At 41.5% G+C, this 20,003-nt stretch carries 17 protein-coding genes; 5 read left to right on the top strand and 12 right to left on the bottom strand.

What is annotated here, in order from left to right; all coding sequences use genetic code 11:
- The first annotated feature begins 149 nt into the window (after window positions 1-149).
- Window positions 150-1,133: an FkbM family methyltransferase gene (locus ABEA66_RS27215; RefSeq protein WP_345592521.1), complete on the top strand. Its 984-nt coding sequence runs from the start codon at window positions 150-152 to the stop codon at window positions 1,131-1,133.
- Between the two features lie 77 nt (window positions 1,134-1,210).
- On the opposite strand, the gene ABEA66_RS27210 is transcribed toward ABEA66_RS27215, so the two are convergent.
- The 10 genes from ABEA66_RS27210 to ABEA66_RS27165 are packed head-to-tail and all read right to left on the bottom strand — an operon-like array spanning window position 1,211 to window position 11,793.
- Window positions 1,211-2,764: a UDP-N-acetylglucosamine 2-epimerase gene (locus ABEA66_RS27210; protein WP_345592519.1), complete on the bottom strand. Its 1,554-nt coding sequence runs from the start codon at window positions 2,762-2,764 to the stop codon at window positions 1,211-1,213.
- 43 nt (window positions 2,765-2,807) lie between these two features.
- The gene (locus tag ABEA66_RS27205) at window positions 2,808-3,530 is read right to left on the bottom strand and encodes an SDR family NAD(P)-dependent oxidoreductase (protein ID WP_345592517.1); all 723 of its coding nucleotides are present in this window, start codon (window positions 3,528-3,530) and stop codon (window positions 2,808-2,810) included.
- 3 nt (window positions 3,531-3,533) lie between these two features.
- Complete coding sequence (locus ABEA66_RS27200) at window positions 3,534-4,592, bottom strand: glycosyltransferase (protein WP_345592515.1); 1,059 nt, start codon at window positions 4,590-4,592, stop codon at window positions 3,534-3,536.
- Window positions 4,589-5,629: a glycosyltransferase family 2 protein gene (locus ABEA66_RS27195; protein WP_345592513.1), complete on the bottom strand. Its 1,041-nt coding sequence runs from the start codon at window positions 5,627-5,629 to the stop codon at window positions 4,589-4,591. The genes ABEA66_RS27200 and ABEA66_RS27195 overlap by 4 nt, the downstream gene beginning before the upstream one ends.
- Window positions 5,626-6,321 carry a phosphocholine cytidylyltransferase family protein gene (locus ABEA66_RS27190; RefSeq protein ID WP_345592716.1) on the bottom strand — a complete coding sequence of 232 codons (696 nt, stop codon included), beginning with the start codon at window positions 6,319-6,321 and terminating at the stop codon, window positions 5,626-5,628. Before ABEA66_RS27190 ends, ABEA66_RS27195 begins: the two co-directional genes overlap by 4 nt.
- 32 nt (window positions 6,322-6,353) lie before the next feature.
- A complete protein-coding gene (locus tag ABEA66_RS27185) occupies window positions 6,354-7,889 on the bottom strand; it encodes a glycosyltransferase (RefSeq protein ID WP_345592511.1) in 1,536 nt (511 codons plus the stop codon).
- A gap of 33 nt (window positions 7,890-7,922) precedes the next feature.
- The gene (locus ABEA66_RS27180) at window positions 7,923-8,534 is read right to left on the bottom strand and encodes a D-sedoheptulose-7-phosphate isomerase (protein WP_345592509.1); all 612 of its coding nucleotides are present in this window, start codon (window positions 8,532-8,534) and stop codon (window positions 7,923-7,925) included.
- A 2-nt stretch (window positions 8,535-8,536) separates the two neighbouring features.
- The gene (locus tag ABEA66_RS27175) at window positions 8,537-9,847 is read right to left on the bottom strand and encodes an HAD-IIIA family hydrolase (RefSeq protein WP_345592507.1); all 1,311 of its coding nucleotides are present in this window, start codon (window positions 9,845-9,847) and stop codon (window positions 8,537-8,539) included.
- On the bottom strand, window positions 9,847-10,776 hold the full coding sequence (locus ABEA66_RS27170; protein WP_345592714.1) for an NAD-dependent epimerase/dehydratase family protein: 930 nt from the start codon (window positions 10,774-10,776) through the stop codon (window positions 9,847-9,849). Before ABEA66_RS27170 ends, ABEA66_RS27175 begins: the two co-directional genes overlap by 1 nt.
- A 30-nt stretch (window positions 10,777-10,806) precedes the next feature.
- Complete coding sequence (locus ABEA66_RS27165; protein ID WP_345592505.1) at window positions 10,807-11,793, bottom strand: GHMP family kinase ATP-binding protein; 987 nt, start codon at window positions 11,791-11,793, stop codon at window positions 10,807-10,809.
- A 283-nt stretch (window positions 11,794-12,076) separates the two neighbouring features.
- On the opposite strand from ABEA66_RS27165, the gene ABEA66_RS27160 reads away from it, so the two are divergent.
- From ABEA66_RS27160 to ABEA66_RS27150, 3 genes are all read left to right on the top strand, one after another.
- Complete coding sequence (locus ABEA66_RS27160; RefSeq protein ID WP_345592503.1) at window positions 12,077-14,608, top strand: CDP-glycerol glycerophosphotransferase family protein; 2,532 nt, start codon at window positions 12,077-12,079, stop codon at window positions 14,606-14,608.
- Window positions 14,609-14,636: 28 nt separating this feature from the next.
- Window positions 14,637-15,506 carry a class I SAM-dependent methyltransferase gene (locus tag ABEA66_RS27155; RefSeq protein WP_345592501.1) on the top strand — a complete coding sequence of 290 codons (870 nt, stop codon included), beginning with the start codon at window positions 14,637-14,639 and terminating at the stop codon, window positions 15,504-15,506.
- Window positions 15,507-15,744: 238 nt separating this feature from the next.
- Complete coding sequence (locus ABEA66_RS27150; RefSeq protein WP_345592499.1) at window positions 15,745-17,652, top strand: 3'-5' exonuclease; 1,908 nt, start codon at window positions 15,745-15,747, stop codon at window positions 17,650-17,652.
- 117 nt (window positions 17,653-17,769) lie between these two features.
- On the opposite strand, the gene ABEA66_RS36425 is transcribed toward ABEA66_RS27150, so the two are convergent.
- Together ABEA66_RS36425 and ABEA66_RS27145 are read right to left on the bottom strand one after the other, a co-directional pair.
- Complete coding sequence (locus tag ABEA66_RS36425; RefSeq protein ID WP_425571511.1) at window positions 17,770-17,946, bottom strand: ATP-binding protein; 177 nt, start codon at window positions 17,944-17,946, stop codon at window positions 17,770-17,772.
- Window positions 17,877-18,365, bottom strand: coding sequence for a sensor histidine kinase (locus tag ABEA66_RS27145; protein ID WP_345592497.1), 489 nt, complete (start codon window positions 18,363-18,365; stop codon window positions 17,877-17,879). The genes ABEA66_RS36425 and ABEA66_RS27145 overlap by 70 nt, the downstream gene beginning before the upstream one ends.
- Before the next feature lie 626 nt (window positions 18,366-18,991).
- Between ABEA66_RS27145 and ABEA66_RS27140 the strand changes: the two genes are divergently transcribed.
- On the top strand, window positions 18,992-19,780 hold the full coding sequence (locus tag ABEA66_RS27140; protein WP_179136268.1) for a C39 family peptidase: 789 nt from the start codon (window positions 18,992-18,994) through the stop codon (window positions 19,778-19,780).
- The last annotated feature ends 223 nt before the right edge of the window (window positions 19,781-20,003 follow it).

Here is a 20,003-nt window from a genome sequence, read left to right as displayed (position 1 = left end):
CTTATGTCCTGAGGATATTTTGGCGAAATGGAACTATTCTTGTCGAACTTTACTACTTTTTCCCGATTACTGTGTTATAATTATTGATATATTTAGGTAAAATAATGAGCTGATGGTAATTACTACGTTAAGAATGTGGGGAAGCTTCGTTGGATAATAATGGAAATGTGCCTATCAGTAAAGATGAGTTAAAAAATGTTATAACGAATGCAATAGATAGTGGGATTCAATCATTATTAAAGTACAAAACTCTTTCGGAATATCTGGACAAAAGGCTTGAAGATCCAGGCGAGCGTGTACTACTAAATGATGTCTTGGCTCATCGTATATGGAAAACCCCTATCCCTAATATGGAGGATTTTAAACAGTTTGCTCAGAAAGTTGAAAGTTATTATTCAACTAGTCCATTAGAAGACCCTAGCGGTGGTTATGATAACTTTGGTGTTACTAGATATTTTAATTTCATGGATTTTGAAGAATTACAAGTCCCGATGCATTCTTGGACATTCACTTCAACTGCAAAGATAATGTATTCCAACCAATATAACCATCCCAAGGTTCATATCGAAAAAGGTGATTATGTCTTAGATGCCGGGGTCTTGTTTGGAGACACGAGCTTATGGTTCTCTTACCTGACAGGGGAAAACGGAAAAGTATTTTCGTTTGAATTTACACCGGCTTTTATTGAACGAATACAAAATAATCTGGAGATCAACTCAGAATTAGCCTCAAGAATTAAAATAAATCCATTTGCGTTATGGAATAAATCAGGGGAAAAGCTTTGTTTTACTGAAAAAGGTGGAGCGACTCAGATTAATCAAAAAAATAGTTCTGACGGGGCTGTTACGGCGGAAACAATAACAATTGACGACTGGGCGGAAAGATATAATATTGAAAAGCTAGATTTCATTAAAATGGATATTGAGGGTGCTGAAGTAAGAGCGTTAAATGGAGCTAAAAGAACCATTCAAAGGTTTAAACCAAAATTGGCGATTTGCCTTTATCATAATGATGCTGATTTTGTAACCATACCAAGTCTTATAGATTCATTTGGAGTTGATTACGAATTTTATCTGGGGCATCATACTGCTGCATTTCCAGAGACCGTATTGTATGCAAAAGCTAGGGACTAATGCAGATTTATAATATGTTAAATATTAAGAAACGGCGATTCTAATAGAAGGCCGTTTCTTTTTTAATTGTTTTCAAGTTAGATTATAACTTCTGATTCTAGTCCTGCAATAATATCCTCTTTAATGCGTTCTCCGCTCAACCCGTCAAAGAAAGGAATACATTTATGGAAAGCTTCAAATCTTCTTTCTTTTAGAGGATCTTCATCACGTTTACACATCTCGATAAATTGAATCATGTCTTCTGCTCCAGTGCCCTGATAGTAACTTTCAACCAAATGGTTGACTGCATCAGTCATAGGTTCTTTATAGTCGGCATTATACATATACAGTACAGGTACTTTCATCGCAGCAGCCTCAATCATCACCGCGGAGCGATCAACAATAATATAATCTGCATGAAATAAAGCGGGGCGATAGTCATCCTCTTCATATTGATAGACGTTTTCAAGTGAAGAAAGTATTGCTTGTAATTCAATTCCTTTCGTTCTATCTTTTTTTAACCATTGGCACATTTCATAAAATTTTGGATGGGGGCAAAAGACAAATAAGTAATCCGGGTAGTGTATTATTTTTCTTGCAAACGCTAAATATTCATCGAGATAAGGAGTAACCATTACCTTTCCTTTTTCTCTTACTTCAAATTCTTTTGGGAAATGCACCTTCCAGAGAATGATTTTTCTCCCTTTTGCCGCTTCTCTGATTTCATTTGAAACATAGTCTTCTTTCGATACATATAGCTTGTCGAATTTAGGGTGACCAACAGCCTTAATATTTTGCATGCCTATTTGAGAATGTAAGATATATTGTTCTCTCATGGGTTCGGAAATGGTGTAAACTCTCCAACAATTTCTGACGACCTCGTTTTGAAAATGAGCGATACGGGAACTTTCAGTATCACTTATTTCAATACCATATGGGATGTAAATTACTCTTATGCCCATTGATTTAATTTCATCAGCCCACAGATGTCTTGGGCGATGCCAATGACTATAAGGGGTCTGCATAACAAGGATATGCGGTTGGTATTGTTCAATATTAAAGTGATCGTAATCTATGTATTCTATATTTTGTTTATCTAAAAAGGCTCTTGCCGTTTTCATTTGAGTTTGTTCTTCAATTTCATGATCAAATAATACCATCTTAACATCAAATCTATCGTCATGGAGGCATGCTTCCCAGAAGGTTTCCCACGAAGGCCAGAATGAGGCAACCTGGAATAAAAATACGACTTTTATTTTTTCTTTCGGTTGATATGCATTTTTGTTTAATGTAAATGAAATATCCGCAATTTTTTTATTGGTTGCATCTTCATTCAGATTAGCCAGAGTCATGTGATGGTTGATTTTTCGTTGAATATTATTTGTATTTTCGATGACTACTTGTTTTATTTCGTGTTCATTTTGCCCGATACGTTCATCTATTAGCTTTATGAGATCATGTTGATTGATATGGCATTCTTCAATTTTCTTCTCAATGAGCTCCTCTATAGATTCTTTAAAGCTTTTCATTTGTTGTTCAACATTTTCTAATAAAGATGCCATCATTCTTTGGAGATGAAGCTCTGTAAGCTCGATGCGGCTAAGTATTGCACTTGTTATTTTTTCCTCTTCGGATGCATTATCTTTAATCATGTTACCCCTTAGCCCCCTTATGCAATAAATGTCATACTACAAATTAAGCCATATCATACCCGCCGCAGACAGGAATAACAGCTCCGTTAATGTAGCTGTTCATGATGACACTATAGCAAAAGTCCGCAATTTCCTCCGGCTGTGCGAATCGTTGCAAAGCGATTTTGTTTTCGATTCGCTGCCTATGGTCCGGCGCTTTACCAAGCTGTGCCGGTGTATCTACAAAACCCGGGCAAACCGCATTGATTCTGATCTGCTTCGCTGCATAAACCTTCACCATGCTGCTGCAAAGCATATGGAGCGCCGCCTTGGAAACACCATAGCTAATAGAGATAGCGTGGGGATGAATTCCCATCATGGCTCCGATACAAACAACAGATCCTTTTTCGGACATATGATCGTACAAGCGCTGCATTAAAAAGAAAGGCATGTTGACATTGGAATCCATAACATGCTGCCATTGCTCAGGTGTAACGTCCTGGAAATCTGTCTTATCCGTAGCGTAGCTGTTCAGAACCAGGTAGTCCAGCCTGGGACAGCGGTTCGTAATCGTTTCGGTTACCGTGTTTACGCCATCCATTTTGGACATGTCGGCTTTGATTATATAATAGTTAGGACTAATACCAGAGAAGACATTTTCTGCGGCACGAGCATTGTCTTCATTGTGAGCGAAGTTTGCAAAAACAAAGCAGCCTTCCTCTAACAGCTTCTTGGCGATGGCAAGGCCGATGCCAGAGGTTGAACCTGTAACAAGCGCGTATTTCACATGTCAGCCCTTCTTTTCTATAACATTTTTAAAGTACAATTGCCACTCCAGCAGCTTTTCTTTTCCATGATACGCAGATTCCGCAAATTTTCTGAAATTGTGCAGGGCCGTTTCATTCATATGGCACTCCTTGGCAAAGACAGGTAATACCTCAGGCTGAAGTGCAAGCTCAAGAAATGGCTGCAATCCAAGTCTAGAAATTAAAAGCTCGGCAAAATCGCAGGCATCCTCTAATGGCTGATTTCTAATTTTGTAAATGTAAATCGCGTTAGCAATAAGGCGCAGGGAAGCCATAGCAAGCAGCGTATCACCGTTCGGAATGCGCCCGGAGCAGCTTTGGAACACCTCCCAGCGAAGCTGGAAGTCTCTCAATGTATCCATAGCTTGTATGGTGTACATTTGGGAGCTTGGACGGTTATAGTAAACATAATAAGCTTGACTTATGGAACCAGCAGAATCGGCTAATGAAAAGCAGCTTGTATTAAACACGGCGTCTTCACCCATTCGAACCCTTTCATTAAAAGCCAAATCGTACTGTTGCAGGAAAGCTCTCCGATACAATTTGTTCCAAACAGGATTAGCCTGGGCTGACAACACCCATTTATACATAAAATTACGCCGCGTCATCTCGGAAGCGAGGGTGATTTCTTCCGAATACAGCATCTGAGTCTGTATTGGCTCCGAATTGTCATTGTCTCGCAGTATCCCACTTACAGCAATATCGAGTGAGTGGGTCAAAGCAAAGGAGTAGAGTTCCTCAAACATCTCTGGCTTAACATAATCATCCGAATCTACAAAGCCGATATACTCCCCTTGTGCGTACTGTAAACCTACATTACGTACAGCACTTGCCCCATAAGCCAGAGTGCTTAGAATTTTCATTCGACTGTCTTTCTTACCGTACTCCTCTGCGATATTCCTGCTTTCCTCACTAGAGTTTCCATCGACCAACAACAAAATTTCTACATTGCTAAGAGTTTGTCCTATGAGAGAATCCAGGCAGCGGGGGAGGTAAGCTTCGGTATTATAAATAGGTACAATGATGCTGACGGAAGGACTCATGCAAACCAACCTCTGTCTAACGTAATCTTCTCCTTCTTCAAGCATAAGGCAAGAAGTTCATCGAATAGTTGCTCTTGTTCGGGTTGAATGCCGTGCATGAGACAATAATGCTGGATATAGCCGTTTTTCTGACAGAGAGACAAATAATATTCGACCTTTTCGCCTTCAAGGAAGCTCATTAAGGATTCTTGCAGCTTATCCTCGGGAAGGGAGGCCAATTGTCCATAAAAGACGATGCTTCTTATTCTAGTAAACGCGTAGATTCCTAGTATAGGGGCTACAAATTCCTTATCGATTCCTTCCAAAAAGGTTCTGGCGATATCAAATACGGAAAAGTAGGTTTTACCCTGATCAGTATTCTTTGCAGTTAGACGCACGGAAGAGTCTTCTCTTTGAATATAGTTATATAAAGCTTTCCCGATGTGCGAAATGCGCGGGTGAGAGCAGCTAAGCATCAGATTGAACAGATGGTCTTCGCTTGTTAGTACGTGCCGGAAGAGAATGCCGGTCTGTTGAATAAACTCTCTCCGGTAAAGACGGGACCATGCATAGTTATTTGGCTTGGGGGCGGCGTTAAACTGGAAATAATAATCAGCCAGGTTTTCGTCCGAAAGCTGAATCGTACTATCTTGAAGCCGAGAGAAGGATGCGATGTGCTTATCCGGATAGACCATGTTAAAGTCACAGACAACGATATCTGCATTCTCATTGATCGCAGCAGAATACAAGCTTTCTAGCATGTCCGGCTCCAAAATATCGTCTGAATCGGCAAAGGAAATATACGGTGAACGAGCCTTTTCCATTCCGAAGTTTCTGCCGATACCGCATGGAGAGAATTGGTAAGAATAATAAAAAAACCTATCATCTTCTTGTGCATAGGCTTGTGCTATGGCAGCAGTTTGGTCTGTAGATTCCACATCGACGATAATAACCTCAAAATCTGAAAAGGTCTGTCCTTGAAGCGAATCTAAACACCGGGCCAGGTAGGGCTCGGCGTTCCAAGCGGGAATGATAACACTGATCTTCGGGCTCTTCATCTGGCCAGTTTCACCTCTCTGTAATTCAAGATGCGTTGATAGTCCTCGATAAAGTCAATTTCCGCCCAGAAATGACCTGCAATATCACTCGTCCAGATGCTGCGTCCGGGGATCATGTTATATAGAATTTGTTCCCACCAGGCGTTGTGCCGCTGAGCTTCGATCATGTAGGTGAGCTCAGCTTTGCACTCCCTTATAAAGGGTCCCTGAATCTTAGCAAGTCCGACATATTCGCAGTTGGCCTTATTTTTATCCAGTCCTTTTCCGTATTCACGGACTGCGCCATTTTCAACCCGGAAAAGGTAATCACCTTGCTCCACACGGCTGGAATCGGAGAGCATGACGCAATCCCTGTCATCTTCTAATAAAATAGGGAGTAGGTTTTCTTCCCAAAATACGTCGGCATTACCCAGAATAATAGCATCTCCGCATAATTCGTCCTTGGCAAACCAAAGGGAGGATAAACTGTTCGTAACGGAATAAAAATGATTCTCATGAATCTTGACGGGCAAGCCTTTTAAAGCCTCAATAATACGTTCTTTTTGGTAACCTACAACGATATGTACTTCGATTCCATGCTTAAGGAGCATCTGAACGGTATGCTGGATCAGCGTCGTACCGCCGATATCCAACGTGCATTTACAATTTCCATCTATATCCCTGCTGATTCTTGTACCGCGCCCCGCGGCCATAAGGATTGCTTTGGTCACAAGCTCCCTCTCCCTTAAACGAAATATTCAATATAGTCTTTGTGTGGTGCATATCCGTAACGCTCCAGCCGATCGGTAACTTCGGGGAAATGCTTGTCCATCGAAATCAGAATATAGTAAGCGTCTTGCTTTGATTCTAATTCTTTAAGCTCCATAGCGTGTGGGGAGTCGAGTCTTATCCCAAGCTCTTGCATGCGCTGATCAACAATTCGGTAATCCTTGAAGCCTTGTTCTTGCAGCGTATATTCCAGTACTTGTCCATTCCATCCGTATCCCCAAATGACAGGTATGCGGTTATTTAAGTTTGCAAGAAAAACGGTTTCAGATTCACTTGTATCCGGCGGCAGCAGATCGGATAAGTCTTGCCGTCCCAACCGGTACTTGAAAATCTGCAAAGCATCTTTATAGGTAAAGGAGTCTATGGTCTTGTTTTGAATAAGGCTCAATTCTTCCTGATTCAGAGATTGATAGAGTGCAGCCCTGGTATTACGCTCCAGCATGATGTTTTGGATAACGGCGAGGCTTTGATTATTGTTATTCTTCTTTTTAAGAACCTCGATGGAGAGATTAGCTCCTTCTCTGCGATACAACAAGAGCGTGTCCTGCAGATTCGCAGTGTTTAAAGAATAGACCACTCGTGCGAACAAATCGGTATCCTCAGCCAAAACATCCTCGTTATACCACAAGTTTTTTTCAAAAAACTTATCCTTACGCCACATCACACTGGGATGAATAAAGCTGCAAAATTTCAGGGACCGGCATTGCAGCTCCTGATGCAGCAGCGGGTAAGGTTTATTATTCCAGTTGTTGACGGTTCCGAATGCACGGCACTGTGTACCGCAAAAATCTATTTCAGGATGAGCTTGAAGAAATTCGATTTGTTTGGCGAAACGCTCGGGATGCGCAATATCATCTGAGTCCATACGGGCAATAAAGTCACCTTTGGCATGCCTAATCCCAAGGTTTAGTGATGCACCCAGACGAGCTTTTTCCGTTTCCTGAACAATAAGCGTACGCGTATCTTCAAAAACAGACAATATGGCTTCAAGGGGATCGTCATTCTGATACCCGTTCACAAGGATGAGTTCAAAATCCTGGAATGTCTGCTCATAGATGGAGCGAAGGGCTTCCCAAAGATACTGCTGGGACCGGTGCACCGGCAATATAACACTGATAACGGGAGTTACAGAAAGGGGAGCTACAGGCCGATTCAGTAACTGCTGCGCATGAAAAAAGCTTAACTCAATTAAATCTCTTAGTTTAACCGAATCATTAGAATTAGGTAAAAGATTACGTTCGGCATAAAATGCTTGCAGATCTTTGGTTGACTCCAGCCAAATATCATGCAGAATAGAATAGGCTTGTTTCGTTGGCATATCTTGAATGAGAGTGAGGAAGCTGCGTTTCAGCAGATAATCAAGCTCCCGGTATGCTTGAAGAACGTCTAGGAAAGGGTAGGTATCCCATTGACCAAGCATTCCATTGATCCGATCAAGAATTTGCCGGTCGGTATCGGATAACGTATAGGTAAATTGCCACAGCTGGTTCAAACAGTATCCCCCCCATTTGAGTTGTTACCGACATTATATTATATGTTTCAACTGTTCCTTTTCCTTCATATGAGGTATCCCGCATAGTGTCTTATAGAAAATAGACATGATCAGATGGTCCAGAACTAGATGAATATCTTCGGTAATTTGCATACTATCGATCGGTACGTGTAAAGAAATATCGGAGAGCTGCTTTAACTTCCCTCCATCATATCCGGTCAGACCAATGACTTTATTCCCGCGTTCCTTCGCAAACTCTACCGCATTAATAATATTCTTGGAGTTACCGCTTCCCGAAATGGCCATAACGAGGTCGCCGGGCTTAATGCGTCCACGAAGCTGGAACCGGAATACTTCCTCAAATCCTATATCGTTGGCAATCGCCATCATCGTTGCGACATTATCATTGAGACAATGGAAGTTGAATTTCTTCCCCACATATTCAGAAATGCCTTTGTTGAAATCGTTCTGATAGTGAGATGCCGTAGTAGAGCTGCCACCGTTACCGAAAATATAAATCGTATTCTCTGCTTCGTACGTCTTCATAATCAAATTCATAGCATCATTAATAGCATTAATGTCCAAACGTCTTAATGTATTAATTTCGTGTTCAATATAGGTTTGAATATCCGCTCTATAGTCCATTGTCAGCAGTCCTTTATTTTTAATATAGATTGCACGGCTTCTAGCAAATGGTTACACGTCAAATCGGATTGAGCATCATATTTCTTGTCCCTACCTGCTTCTCCGGTTAATACTAATGCCGTTCGCATGCCTGCGTTTTTCCCGGTCTGAACATCTATGGTTGTATCTCCCACATACCAAGAGGAGGCGAGATCGATATTATACTTTTCAACGCATGTATCAATCAATTCCGTACCGGGCTTTCTACAGCCGCATGCAATCTTATACAGCGGGTTTTCTTCCGGGTATCCCTTATCCGGGTGATGAGGGCAGAATAGGATATCGTCCAACAGTGCACCATGCTGTCCAAGGAGGGTCTGCATTTTGTTGTGGATATGAATTACATCCAGAATATCACAAAGACCACGTGCAACAACGGGCTGATTGGTAACGACGATCGCGAGATATCCTGACCTATTAATTAGATTAATTGCTTCTACAGCATGCTCCTCAAGAACAAAATCTTCTTCGTTACTGATGAGACCTCTGTGCTGATTGATGGTCCCGTCTCGGTCAAGAAACATGCATTTTTGTTTATTCTTCAAATTTCTAGATGCTACGAAACCGCTGGATAAGTCTTCTGCGGCCGACGCAATACGGTCAGGTGTTCCTACATCCTTAATATATTCTGGGGATCGATAAGCATAGATGGAGCCGCGCCTTTCAGCTAAGGGCATTAGCAGGTCCTTCTCAAGGTCCGTCTTATCATCTTTATTAACCATATCGCAAATGTCTCTGCCTATGATGTACAAACCTGCGTTGACGCTGTTGTTATACCAGTAGTCCCGTTTGTTATGCTTGGAGTCAAATCCGATGACCCTGTGAGTCTCATCCGTTACAACTAAATCGGAGTCGTAGGGATGGGAATTCGGATGCACGAACAAAGTTGCACTCGATCTCCTCTCGAGGTGGAATTCCTCCATCCTCCTCAGGTCAATATCAAAAAGGACATCCCCGTAGACAAGAAGAAAATAATCCTCCGTCAGCCAATCTTTTAGATAAGATAAAGCCCCTGCCGTACCGAGCGGCTTTTCCTCACGGAAGTAAGTGATGTCCACACCATAACGGGACCCATCGCCAAAATGCTCTTCGATTTTTTCTCCCAAATGACCCGTTACCATTAAGATCTTGGAAATATGGCTCGCCTTTAGGTTCTCAACCTGCCATTCTAATATCGTCCTACCATTGATGGGAGCCATAGGTTTAGGGATTTCGTCGTTTGTAATTGACCGAAGGCGTGTTCCTTTGCCACCTGCCATAATGACAGCCTGCATCAAATGACCTCCTCAACCGTCTTAGCAACTGCCTCATCAGAAGTCCATTTGGCTTGCCAACCTATCGAATGAATTTTATCGAGATTATATGCAAAGACCGGAACGTCTCCTTTCCAGCCCCCGCGCCCGCCAGTATAGTTATACTTCACATTGGCAAGCTTCATCTTTTTGCATACAATGTCGGCGATTCTTGTAACGGTTGTTTGAGTCTCTACTCCGATGTTATATAACGCAACTCCTTCTTCAAGCTTGTCCTTGAGCAAGACGATTCCATTGATCAGATCAGATACATGCATATAAGGCTTGGCCTGAGTTCCGTCTCCAAGGATTTGCAGCTCGTTGGGATTTTCCGTTAGTTTCTTAATGAAATCGTAGATAACTCCGTGGGTCAGTCTAGGACCGATAACGTTAGGGAAACGGAAAACCAACGCGGACATTTGATTCATGTAGGTATAAGCAGAGATCAATGCTTCCGACCCAAGCTTAGCGGCACCATAGTAAGAAATCGGTTCCAAAGGGGTGGAATTCTCTGCTACATGGACGCCTTCTTTCTCACCGTAAACAGCAGACGTAGAGGCGAAGAATAACTTCTTGACCTCATGAACCCTCATGCATTCCAACAGATTGAACGTTGTTGTATAGGTTTTGTGATATTCTATCTGCGGATTTTTGGCACTTGCCTGAATGTCTGAATTCGCTGCAAGATGAAATACAAAATCGAATTTCTCCTTGTTGAATACGCCAGAAAGCGCTTCGAAATCACAAAGATCCTGCTCATAGAAACTAAAGTGAGGATGGTTTTGCAGATGTTCGATGTTCTTCCTTGTACCAATAAAAAAATTATCTATGCATACGACTTCATGCCCTTCTTCGAGCAGCGCATCAATGAGATGGCTTCCGATAAAGCCGGCTCCTCCCGCTACAAGCATTTTCAAAGCAATCACCCTCCAGACTTTTCATTAGCCCCAATATTTATCTCCAATGTGAATGACAGAAGATCCGTCATATTCGAATCTCATATCCATCTTTTTCAGGCCTATGGATGCTCTTACTTTTTCCTGATTCTCGGGCTCGCAGTAGAAAAGAAGGAATCCGCCGCCCCCAGCCCCTAGAAGCTTACCGCCTAACGCGCCATTTTCCATTGCTATGTTGTAAGCTCTATCAATCTCAGGGTTAGATATTCCCGATGCTAGTGTTTTCTTTAAAATCCAACCCCGATTCAAAATATGGCCGAATGAGGACAAATCGTTTTGTTCGAGGGCAGTCTTCATTTCCTCTGCAAGCCCGCACATCTGGATCAGGTTGTTGACTTTATCCTGCTGGCTAATATTCTGCTTTTGTTCACTAAGAATGGTGTTGGCCGAGCGTGATGTTCCTGTGTAAAACATCAGCAAGTTATTTTGCAATTTTGTGTATGTTTCCGGTTTCATTACAATAGGTTCGACCGATACATTGCCGTTTCTATTAAAACGAATAAAGTTAAGCCCTCCGAAAGCAGCGGCATATTGATCTTGTTTGCCAATCGGTGCCCCTAGCTTATTGATTTCAATGTCACAGGCTTCTTCGGCTAGTCTTGCCTTGGATACATATTTTCCTTCGTAGCAAGATAAAGCATGGAGTAATCCTACTGTAAAGGTGCTGGATGACCCAAGCCCAGTTCCAGCGGGAACATCCGCTGTGCTGGTAATTTCAACACCAGATATATTTTTTTGATTCAATACGCTGTTAAGAATTTTATGTTGGATTTTCGATATATCATCAACTATCTCATTCTCTGAGTATTTAAGGGCCGTATACTTTGCGTCAAAGTAGGGATGTACAGATATGTACATGTACTTATTGATCGAAACGCTTAGGACGCAGCCTCCGTGCTTTTCATAAAAAGATGCCATGTCGCTTCCGCCTCCGCAGAAACTTACACGGAACGGGGTTTTGGTAATGATCACAATAAATTCCCCCATTGGATAAATGTTGTTTTAATGCTTAAGAGATTGTGGTCAAAATTCCGATAATACAATATATACTCTTTTTACTTATATCGACATGTTTCGAGGAAAACATTAGCTATATTAGAAATTGCATATATTTACCTGCGTAGTAATACAAACCGTGTGACAAAGCGATTTAGGTCGGATATAATGTGTGCAAAGCGAGGAGAAATGTCGAAAAAAAGCAAAAAATCTGTAGTGGTTAATACATATTTGAAAAGTTGAAAGGAAGAGTGTTCCTGTGCGAATTGAGCATAAGAAGCAAGTCTTGGAACTCACCGATACGTTAAAGGAAGCCCTTCAGTTCTTAAATACACCGGAAGCCAGCACGGCAGAGTATTTGCAGGACGACTGTTTGGCATGCATTGCTCATATCGCATCGCAGTTAGGAGAGGTGCAAGACAAGGAATATATGTCGTTTTGCGCAGCCTGCGAGGCAGATATAAGAAAGAGGAACTTTGTGGGGGCATACAAATCCGCAGAGTTGCTCTCAATGTGGATTGAAGAGTTTGTCCAAGTTCATTATGAAATTGTTTTTCTTCCCTATAAGGCTGAAATGTGGGATGCTCTTGATAGTGTGTGGCGCGCGGCTAGTGCAGATCCAACCTGTATGGTTAGAACGATCCCGATTCCGTATTATACCTTTGATTCGAAGGGAGAGGCAGTGTCTGCTGAATACGATGGGGACCGGTTTCCCTCATACGTTGAAGTCACGCATTATAACGACTATGATTTAAGTTCGCAGCGGCCGGATGTTATTTTTATTCATAATCCATATGATGACTGTAATACAGTGACAATGGTCCATCCCCATTTTTTTAGCTCGAATTTGATTAATTATACGGATAAGCTGGTGTACATACCTTACTATGTTTCATTAGGGAAAATCATTCATTCCTTCCGTCTTCCAAGTTACAAGAATGCCTGGAAAATCTTTGTCCAATCAGAATCGACAAGGCAAGAATTTTTGGAATCCGGAGAGGTACAGCCGAGTCAGGTCGTTGCTTTGGGTTCGCCCAAAATTGACTATGTTTACAACAGAATGCAGGAAGGTACTCCGATGCCCTTAGAGTGGGAAGGGGCGCTGAAAGGAAGAACCGTATTTTTGTTCAATTCCACTTTGGGCAGGCTCTTGAACGAAAAAGAGGACATCATTAAAAGCATGGAGGAAATTTTCCGTTTCTTTCAAAAAAGACAGGATATTGCTCTGATCTGGCGTCCTCATCCTCTGAGCATAAAGACATTGCAGTCAATGTTACCGCACCTTTTGGATTCATATTTATTGCTTGTCGAAGAATTTAAAAAAATGCCAAATGCCGTATATGATGAATCCCAGGACATGCATACTGCCATCATTCTCTCGGATGCTTATATAGGTGACTTTAGTTCGGTTATTGCTCCTTATGCTGTTACGGGAAAACCGATACTCAAGCTTTTCCCTAATATTAAATCTACTCTAGATAATTGGGGAGTTCATTCAGCGTGGTTAGATCATAAGGAGGAGTCCACTATCCCTATTACGGTGAATCCGGGGATTGTATCCGATAATAAATTATGTTTTCCTGCAAGTAACCGAGGGAGCTTTTTCTCATTGGATCTCACAACGGGAAAATTAACTCACAAACATGACTTCTTTAATAGGAGCTATATCGACCCGCAGTTATTTATTAAAGTATGTAATTATCAGGATACCCTATGGTTCGTTCCTGACCGGTCTTCTGAAGTCATAAGCTATGACCGTAAAACAGACGAGATGAAATCGTACAAGCTCCCGCCCATGCTTAATCTGGGAGAAAGATGTTTTAGTACTGCAGTGCGGTATGAAGATTATTTATGGATGCTACCTGCTCAATCTACTACAATAGTTCGACTTCATATGAAAACTGGGGAGATGATGGGATATGAGGTGGCCCCTGATGATTTCATTGGTTCGGATCAGGAGCCCTTATGCTTAGATGGTACAATCCATAAAGATCTTCTCTGGGTTACATTGCGCGGGAAAAGAACCCTTCTACAGATAAATCCTGTCACAGGAGAAATGACTCAACAAGATCCGGAATTTCTCCAGAATTCTGTCAAAGCCGTTATTTCTGATGGGCATGATTTATGGTTGATTGAGGAGAATTATTCCAGGGTGTATAGATGGAACCCTCTAACCAATGCATCGACTCTATATGACCGCTGGCCAGATGGTTTTGACGGAGGAGCAAAGCCGTTTGCTGATGTGGTTTTTGATGGTGAACATATCTGGCTTGTACCGCATGATGCAAACATGATTATAAAAATCTCTACTAAAAACAATGAAATATCATCGGTCTACACAGATATTGAAAAATCAACTTGGGCTATCATTAACTCCTGGTATCCGCTTCACTCTATTGAGCGTAATAGGGCAATGAAGGTAAATGATACTTTGTATTCGGGAGCCGTTCTTAGTGAGGATTGGATTTGGTTTTGTCCTGTTACCGCCCCGACATTAGTAGGGGTTCATTTAAGAACTGGGGAAGTCAAGGAGATCAATGTTGTATTGCCAAGAGAGCAGGATGAGCAACGGAATGCTGTTTGTCGATATCCGCATCCCCCAAAAGAGGGCGTAGATTTGAGAAGCACTTTTAATAGTTCATCTTTTCCTCTAGGATCATTTGTCAATATGGTTAGCGGCAGTTATGACTGGAGTGAGAAACAACGTAAAGAGGTTTGTTCCAGTTTAGCCAATGCTGACGGAACAAGCGGTAATAAAATATGGGAATATGTGGCAGGTCATATTAAATAATCGAAGGATTGCAGAGGAGTAGGTTTAATTGTCCATTGTTAATAGGATTAAGACGAAATTAAAATTGTTTCTAGTTGAAGCAATTCGAACCGCGGTAGACGATACTAACCAAAAACAAGCTAACGTCATGGAAAAATCCATACATGATGGCATAAAGAAGTTTTTTAATGAAGATTATCAAATAATTAACCGCATGCTGCAAAACTCCAAAACACACACTGAGTTAGCACGTTTTATGATGGAAGATTTTAATCCGATGTACAATCCCTATATACTTCTAAAGCAAAAGGCTGCCAAAGAGTCAGCAGAATATATAGAACAAAATATGAAAGAAGCAATGCTCATTCCCATGAAAACGTGGGGAGAAAAACTAAAAGTGCTGGAACATTGTCTAAAATATATTCCACAAAACAGTTTCATTGTAGAATGTGGCGTTTATGCGGGCAAATCTATCAATTTTATGGCGGACCGCTTCCCTGCAGCGCAGATTTACGGTTTTGATTCATTTGAGGGCTTGCCGGAGGATTGGGATGGCTATTTTCTAGAAAAGGGAACATTTAAGACTAACATCCCAGAAGTCAGGTCAAACGTGACGCTATTTCAAGGTTGGTTCGACCAGACTTTACCAAAGTTCGCAGCAGAACATAAAGGTAAAAAAATTGATTTACTGCACGTAGATTGCGATATCTACTCATCTACTGTTACTATTTTTGAAAATCTTCATAGCTTACTAGGAAATGGTTCTGTTATTGTGTTTGACGAATACTTTAATTATCCTAATTGGAAAGAACACGAACATAAAGCATTCAAAGAATTTTGTGCGAAATACAATGTACGCTACAAATATGTGGCTTCTGGTATGCAGCAGGTAGCGGTGATCATTGAAAGCATTGGGTGATTAAGCTCTTCTTTGAAATTAAATAGAGGGAATTAATACGTAATAAGCTCCGCATTAAGTAATGAAGGCCATTGCTTAATGCGGAGCTTTTTTCAATTATTATGAATAAATGATACTGTTGAAAAGAAATTATGAGTAGCCCAAAAATGAACAATAACCGTTATTGTCATACTTTGTAAATTTGGCAAAGTATACTATAATAGTGTCTATAGGTATTACGAACTAGGAGAGACAGAATATGGCTTACATGGTGCCGGAAACGATCCCAAAAAGCGCTACTGCTGGAGAGCGTATTTTGTTTGAAAGCTTGAAAGATCATTTGCCAAGTGATTATATCGTATATTATGAGCCGGAGATTCGGGGGAGAAGACCTGATTTCGTCATAATAGGGCCCGATTTGGGGCTAGTAATTCTAGAGGTTAAAGATTATACCAAAGGTACACTGTACCAAGTAAACCATGACGAATGGACTTTACGAAACACAGCGGGTGAACTGTTCACAACGAAAAGCCCCTTGAAACAAGCAAGAGACAACGCTCGAATCATACAGGACCATTTGAAAAAAGACAAAAATCTCGTAAGCGAGACGGGATCCTATTTGAAATTTCCGTATGGTTACGGTACGGTCTTTACCCGTCTCAAGCAAGAGGATTTTATTAAGTACAATCTTTACCAAGTCATTGAACCCCAATTTGTCCTGTGCAGAGACGAAATTGATCCGGATGAGGAAGGTTTTTCGCCGGAAATTTTACAAGATAAAATTCATGGGATGTTCACGGTCTGGACTCAGAAAAAGAACATTCTAACGGATGAAGATATACAAGCAATCCGATTTCATCTGTTTCCTGAAGTACGGATTAGCGCCGAGCATAGGCCTCCTATTAAACATCAGGATCAGCTGCTTCTCTCTTTACATAACATCAAAACGATGGATCTTTATCAAGAAAACATGGCGAAGCAGATCGGAGATAAGCATCGGCTTATACGCGGGGTTGCCGGGAGCGGGAAAACGCTGGTTCTTGCCAGCCGCGCGAAGATGTTGGCTAAGGAGCATCCGGAATGGAAAATCCTTGTGCTCTGTTACGGAATCCCGCTATCCCGAAGCTTAAAGCAAATGATTGATCAGAAAATGAATGAGCCCGATGATTTATTGGACCTTATGAATTCGGGGTCGCCAGGTCTTCACAAGGAATCTAATATAGAGGTATATAATTTTCATGAATGGTTAAGAAATAGCTTGCGCATGAAGGATAGCGAAATTCCATCTCTATTGGATAAAGCGAGCAAGAACGAAGCCATTCTCCCAACCTACGATGCGATTATGATCGATGAGGGACAGGATTTTGAACCGGATTGGCTGAAGCTGTTGAGCTGCTGCCTGAATCCAGATACGCAATCATTGCTTCTGGTTGAAGACCGGGCACAGGCTATTTTCAAAAGAAAGACAAGCCTGGCACAAGAGACTGGTCTTGATTTTCGGGGCCGATCCAAAATTCTTACGATCAATTACCGCAATACAGCACAAATTGTACAGTTCGCCTGGGATTTTTATCAAAAGCATTCCCAGCTTAAGAACAAGGTTCAAGAAGGTTCCGTCGAAGGTGTAGAGATTATCCCTCCACAATCTACGAAGAGAAAAGGTCCTGAGCCTATGATCAAAGGTTTTCGCGATATTCAGGAGGAAATGAATTTTGTTTCCAAATCTATTACCTTCCTGCACCAGCAAAAAAGTATCCCATTGCAAGATATCGCGATTCTATATCGGGTAAAAAATAGTCACCGTATTTCCTATATTGATGAAATTATTAACAGCTTGAAAGAGCATCTTCTGCCTTTTACTTGGATTACAGAAAATGCGGAGTCCAAACGTAATTTTGTTAGGGATGAAGACACGATTAAAATATCTACCATCGATAGCGCCAAAGGTCTTGATTTTCGAGTGGTGTTCATCGTCAATATTGAAAGCATGCCGTTCCCTCTGGAGGAAATAGAAGAAAGGGAAGTCTCTCTTTTCTATATTGGCATGACCCGGGCTTTGGAATGGTTGTTCTTGACGTACAGCGGAGAATCAAAGTTCACACAGTACTTGGACGAAGTCTTGAAGCAAAGAAACGAACAGGAATTATCTCATAAGCGTTATGGGTAAATCCATCTCAAAAACAATTTGAAGCGTTGCATCGCAGATCCAGATTATGCTTCTGAAAAAAACGGCACAAAACCCTTTCTGAAAGGGGGAATGTGCCGGTTTTCTTTTTCACCCAACCTAACCACCAACAATCCGCTCATAACATACTTTAGGCAAGGTAACCCGAATCTCCGTCCCTTCCTCACTGCTCCTGGTAATCTCGATATACCCGCCGTGGGAATTAACTATGCGCTGGCAGATCGGCAAGCCCAAACCCATGCCTGCTTCTTTAGTTGAGTGGAAAGGGGCGAAGATTTTATTCCACGCCTCCTTAGGGATCCCTGAGCCGCTGTCTGTGCAAACAGGATATGGATTTCATTGTTATTTCTGCTTGTTCTGATTGTAATGCTTTTGTGTTCCTTACCCTCCATGGCCACGATGCTATTATTGATTAGATTGATAAACACTTGCCTGATTTTATCTTTATCTATAATGGCGGTAACCTGTTTTTCTTCGATCAGGTCTATATGGACGTTGTTCTCTTTGGTTTTGATTGAAGTTAATACCAGTGCTTCCTTAATGATTTCCGTAATTTCGGTTTCCGATGCATGGATTTTACCGCTTTTGATGAACTGCTCATGATGAGTGATCACACTATTCATGTGCGAGCCTGCCACTTGAATTTGGGTAACCATATCCTTGACCTTTGTATTTAATTCGTCATTGCCTGCCAAAATAAACAGACCAGCAATAATACATGCATAAGGTATATTTGTTGATTATCCATTGCATCCAGCTTCCTTCTGCACGGGACAAGTATTTCAACGCCATATAACCGACATATAAAAAGCCGGAGGAAGCATGATCGAGCCGATCCTCAACAATCTAAAGAGAAAAAAATCGTTTCTTCATGGAATAGATCGATGCTGTATAAAACGCTCACATCCAACTGCCACAGACTTATAAAAATCATAAAAACGAACATAGCGTTCGTTAGCTTTGTTTTGAACACCATTTTGCTGGACGCACCAAGAAACAATGGAACCAAAGACATGGCAGCCATTAATATTAAATTCATTCCGTATCCTTTCTTTGATACCCGCAGTTGTTTTTACAATGTGAGTGCTAGTCCTTCTATAATGACTTTATACATTCTTTCGACACTTGCTTCGATTTCAATATAGCATGTTTTTTTAAAATAGACGGATTTGCAAGTTATGTATAAAAAATATAAATTGCATCATCGCGACTCCCATACCTGATCCTACTGTCAAATCAACCGTTCCTTGTAAATTGACAAATAGTAGAGGACACAGTTAAATGAAAAATAATGATAGTTATCGAGAAACGTGGTGATCTTATGACGATCTTGCGAAGTTTGGGGTTAGGCCTCCTATATGCCGTTTTCATGCTGTTCCCAGATGATAGCTATCGTCAAATGTTCAGTACTGCAGACGCGTTGGATTACTCGGCCGCTGAATCTCCTTCAGAGCTATCTTACCTATTTGAAGCTCCAACTGAGGTGAAAGAAGAGTCCGTAATGATGACTGAGCATCTCATCGATGTGGATAGTCTATCGCAGCTGCCGGAGTATTTGAATGGCTGTGAGATTACAAGCTTGGCGATGCTTATCGACTACGAACAACTGCCCTATACTCGAAAAGATTTAATCCGAATGCTTCCAGTAGATGAAACTCCACTGATAGAAGAGGATGGCGGGGACATTGAGCAGTGGGGGGATCCCAATCGCGGTTTTGTAGGAGATATTACCGGTAATCAAAAAGGATATGGTGTTTACAATAAGCCAATAGAAGATCTCCTTAATTCGATTGCTGCAGATGGGGTGCTTAACCTGACAGGAGGGGATTTTGAAGCTGTAGAAGAACAGATTGCTCATGACCACCCGGTGATGGTCTGGACAACATCGAATTTCGAGCCGACTGAGTCATGGGTCGAGTGGCGTTCTCAAGCGGGTTCACTAATTGAAGCCACGTTTGATGAGCATGCGGTTCTCATGGTGGGGTATGATAAAGACTATGTGTATGTCAATGACCCGCTGACAGGAGAAAAGGCAGAAAAGGTACTAAAGCACCCATTCATCGAGAGCTGGGAGCAGCTTGGGAAGCAAGCTATAACGATCTACAAGTAAATAGCTGCGTTGTGGACGATTCAATTATTGATCATATGGAAAAATAAAACATTGCATTGCTCCGGAAACCATGGTATATTTTCATTCCGGTCGCAAGACAGGCCGGCGAATGAAAGCAACTTTAAAAAAACTAGTTGCAAAACAAATTCGAGTGTGATATATTAATCAGGTCGCTTTTGACGGATGTCGAAAACGAACGAAGATTGTCCTTTGAAAACTGAAC

The organism is Paenibacillus vulneris (assembly GCF_039543185.1).
Taxonomy (GTDB): Bacteria; Bacillota; Bacilli; order Paenibacillales; family NBRC-103111; genus Paenibacillus_S; species Paenibacillus_S vulneris.
This window is presented reverse-complemented; position numbering and strand designations above follow the sequence as displayed.

Excerpts from the sequence above, each read along its gene's own strand:
- ABEA66_RS27210 (WP_345592519.1), bottom strand. The coding sequence starts at position 2,764 with ATGATTAAAGATAATGCATCCGAAGAGGAAAAAATAACAAGTGCAATA.
- ABEA66_RS27200 (WP_345592515.1), bottom strand. The coding sequence starts at position 4,592 with ATGAGTCCTTCCGTCAGCATCATTGTACCTATTTATAATACCGAAGCT.
- ABEA66_RS27195 (WP_345592513.1), bottom strand. The coding sequence starts at position 5,629 with ATGAAGAGCCCGAAGATCAGTGTTATCATTCCCGCTTGGAACGCCGAG.
- ABEA66_RS27190 (WP_345592716.1), bottom strand. The coding sequence starts at position 6,321 with ATGGCCGCGGGGCGCGGTACAAGAATCAGCAGGGATATAGATGGAAAT.
- ABEA66_RS27180 (WP_345592509.1), bottom strand. The coding sequence starts at position 8,534 with ATGGACTATAGAGCGGATATTCAAACCTATATTGAACACGAAATTAAT.
- ABEA66_RS27175 (WP_345592507.1), bottom strand. The coding sequence starts at position 9,847 with ATGCAGGCTGTCATTATGGCAGGTGGCAAAGGAACACGCCTTCGGTCA.
- ABEA66_RS27170 (WP_345592714.1), bottom strand. The coding sequence starts at position 10,776 with ATGCTTGTAGCGGGAGGAGCCGGCTTTATCGGAAGCCATCTCATTGAT.
- ABEA66_RS27150 (WP_345592499.1), top strand. The coding sequence starts at position 15,745 with ATGGCTTACATGGTGCCGGAAACGATCCCAAAAAGCGCTACTGCTGGA.
- ABEA66_RS27140 (WP_179136268.1), top strand. The coding sequence starts at position 18,992 with ATGACGATCTTGCGAAGTTTGGGGTTAGGCCTCCTATATGCCGTTTTC.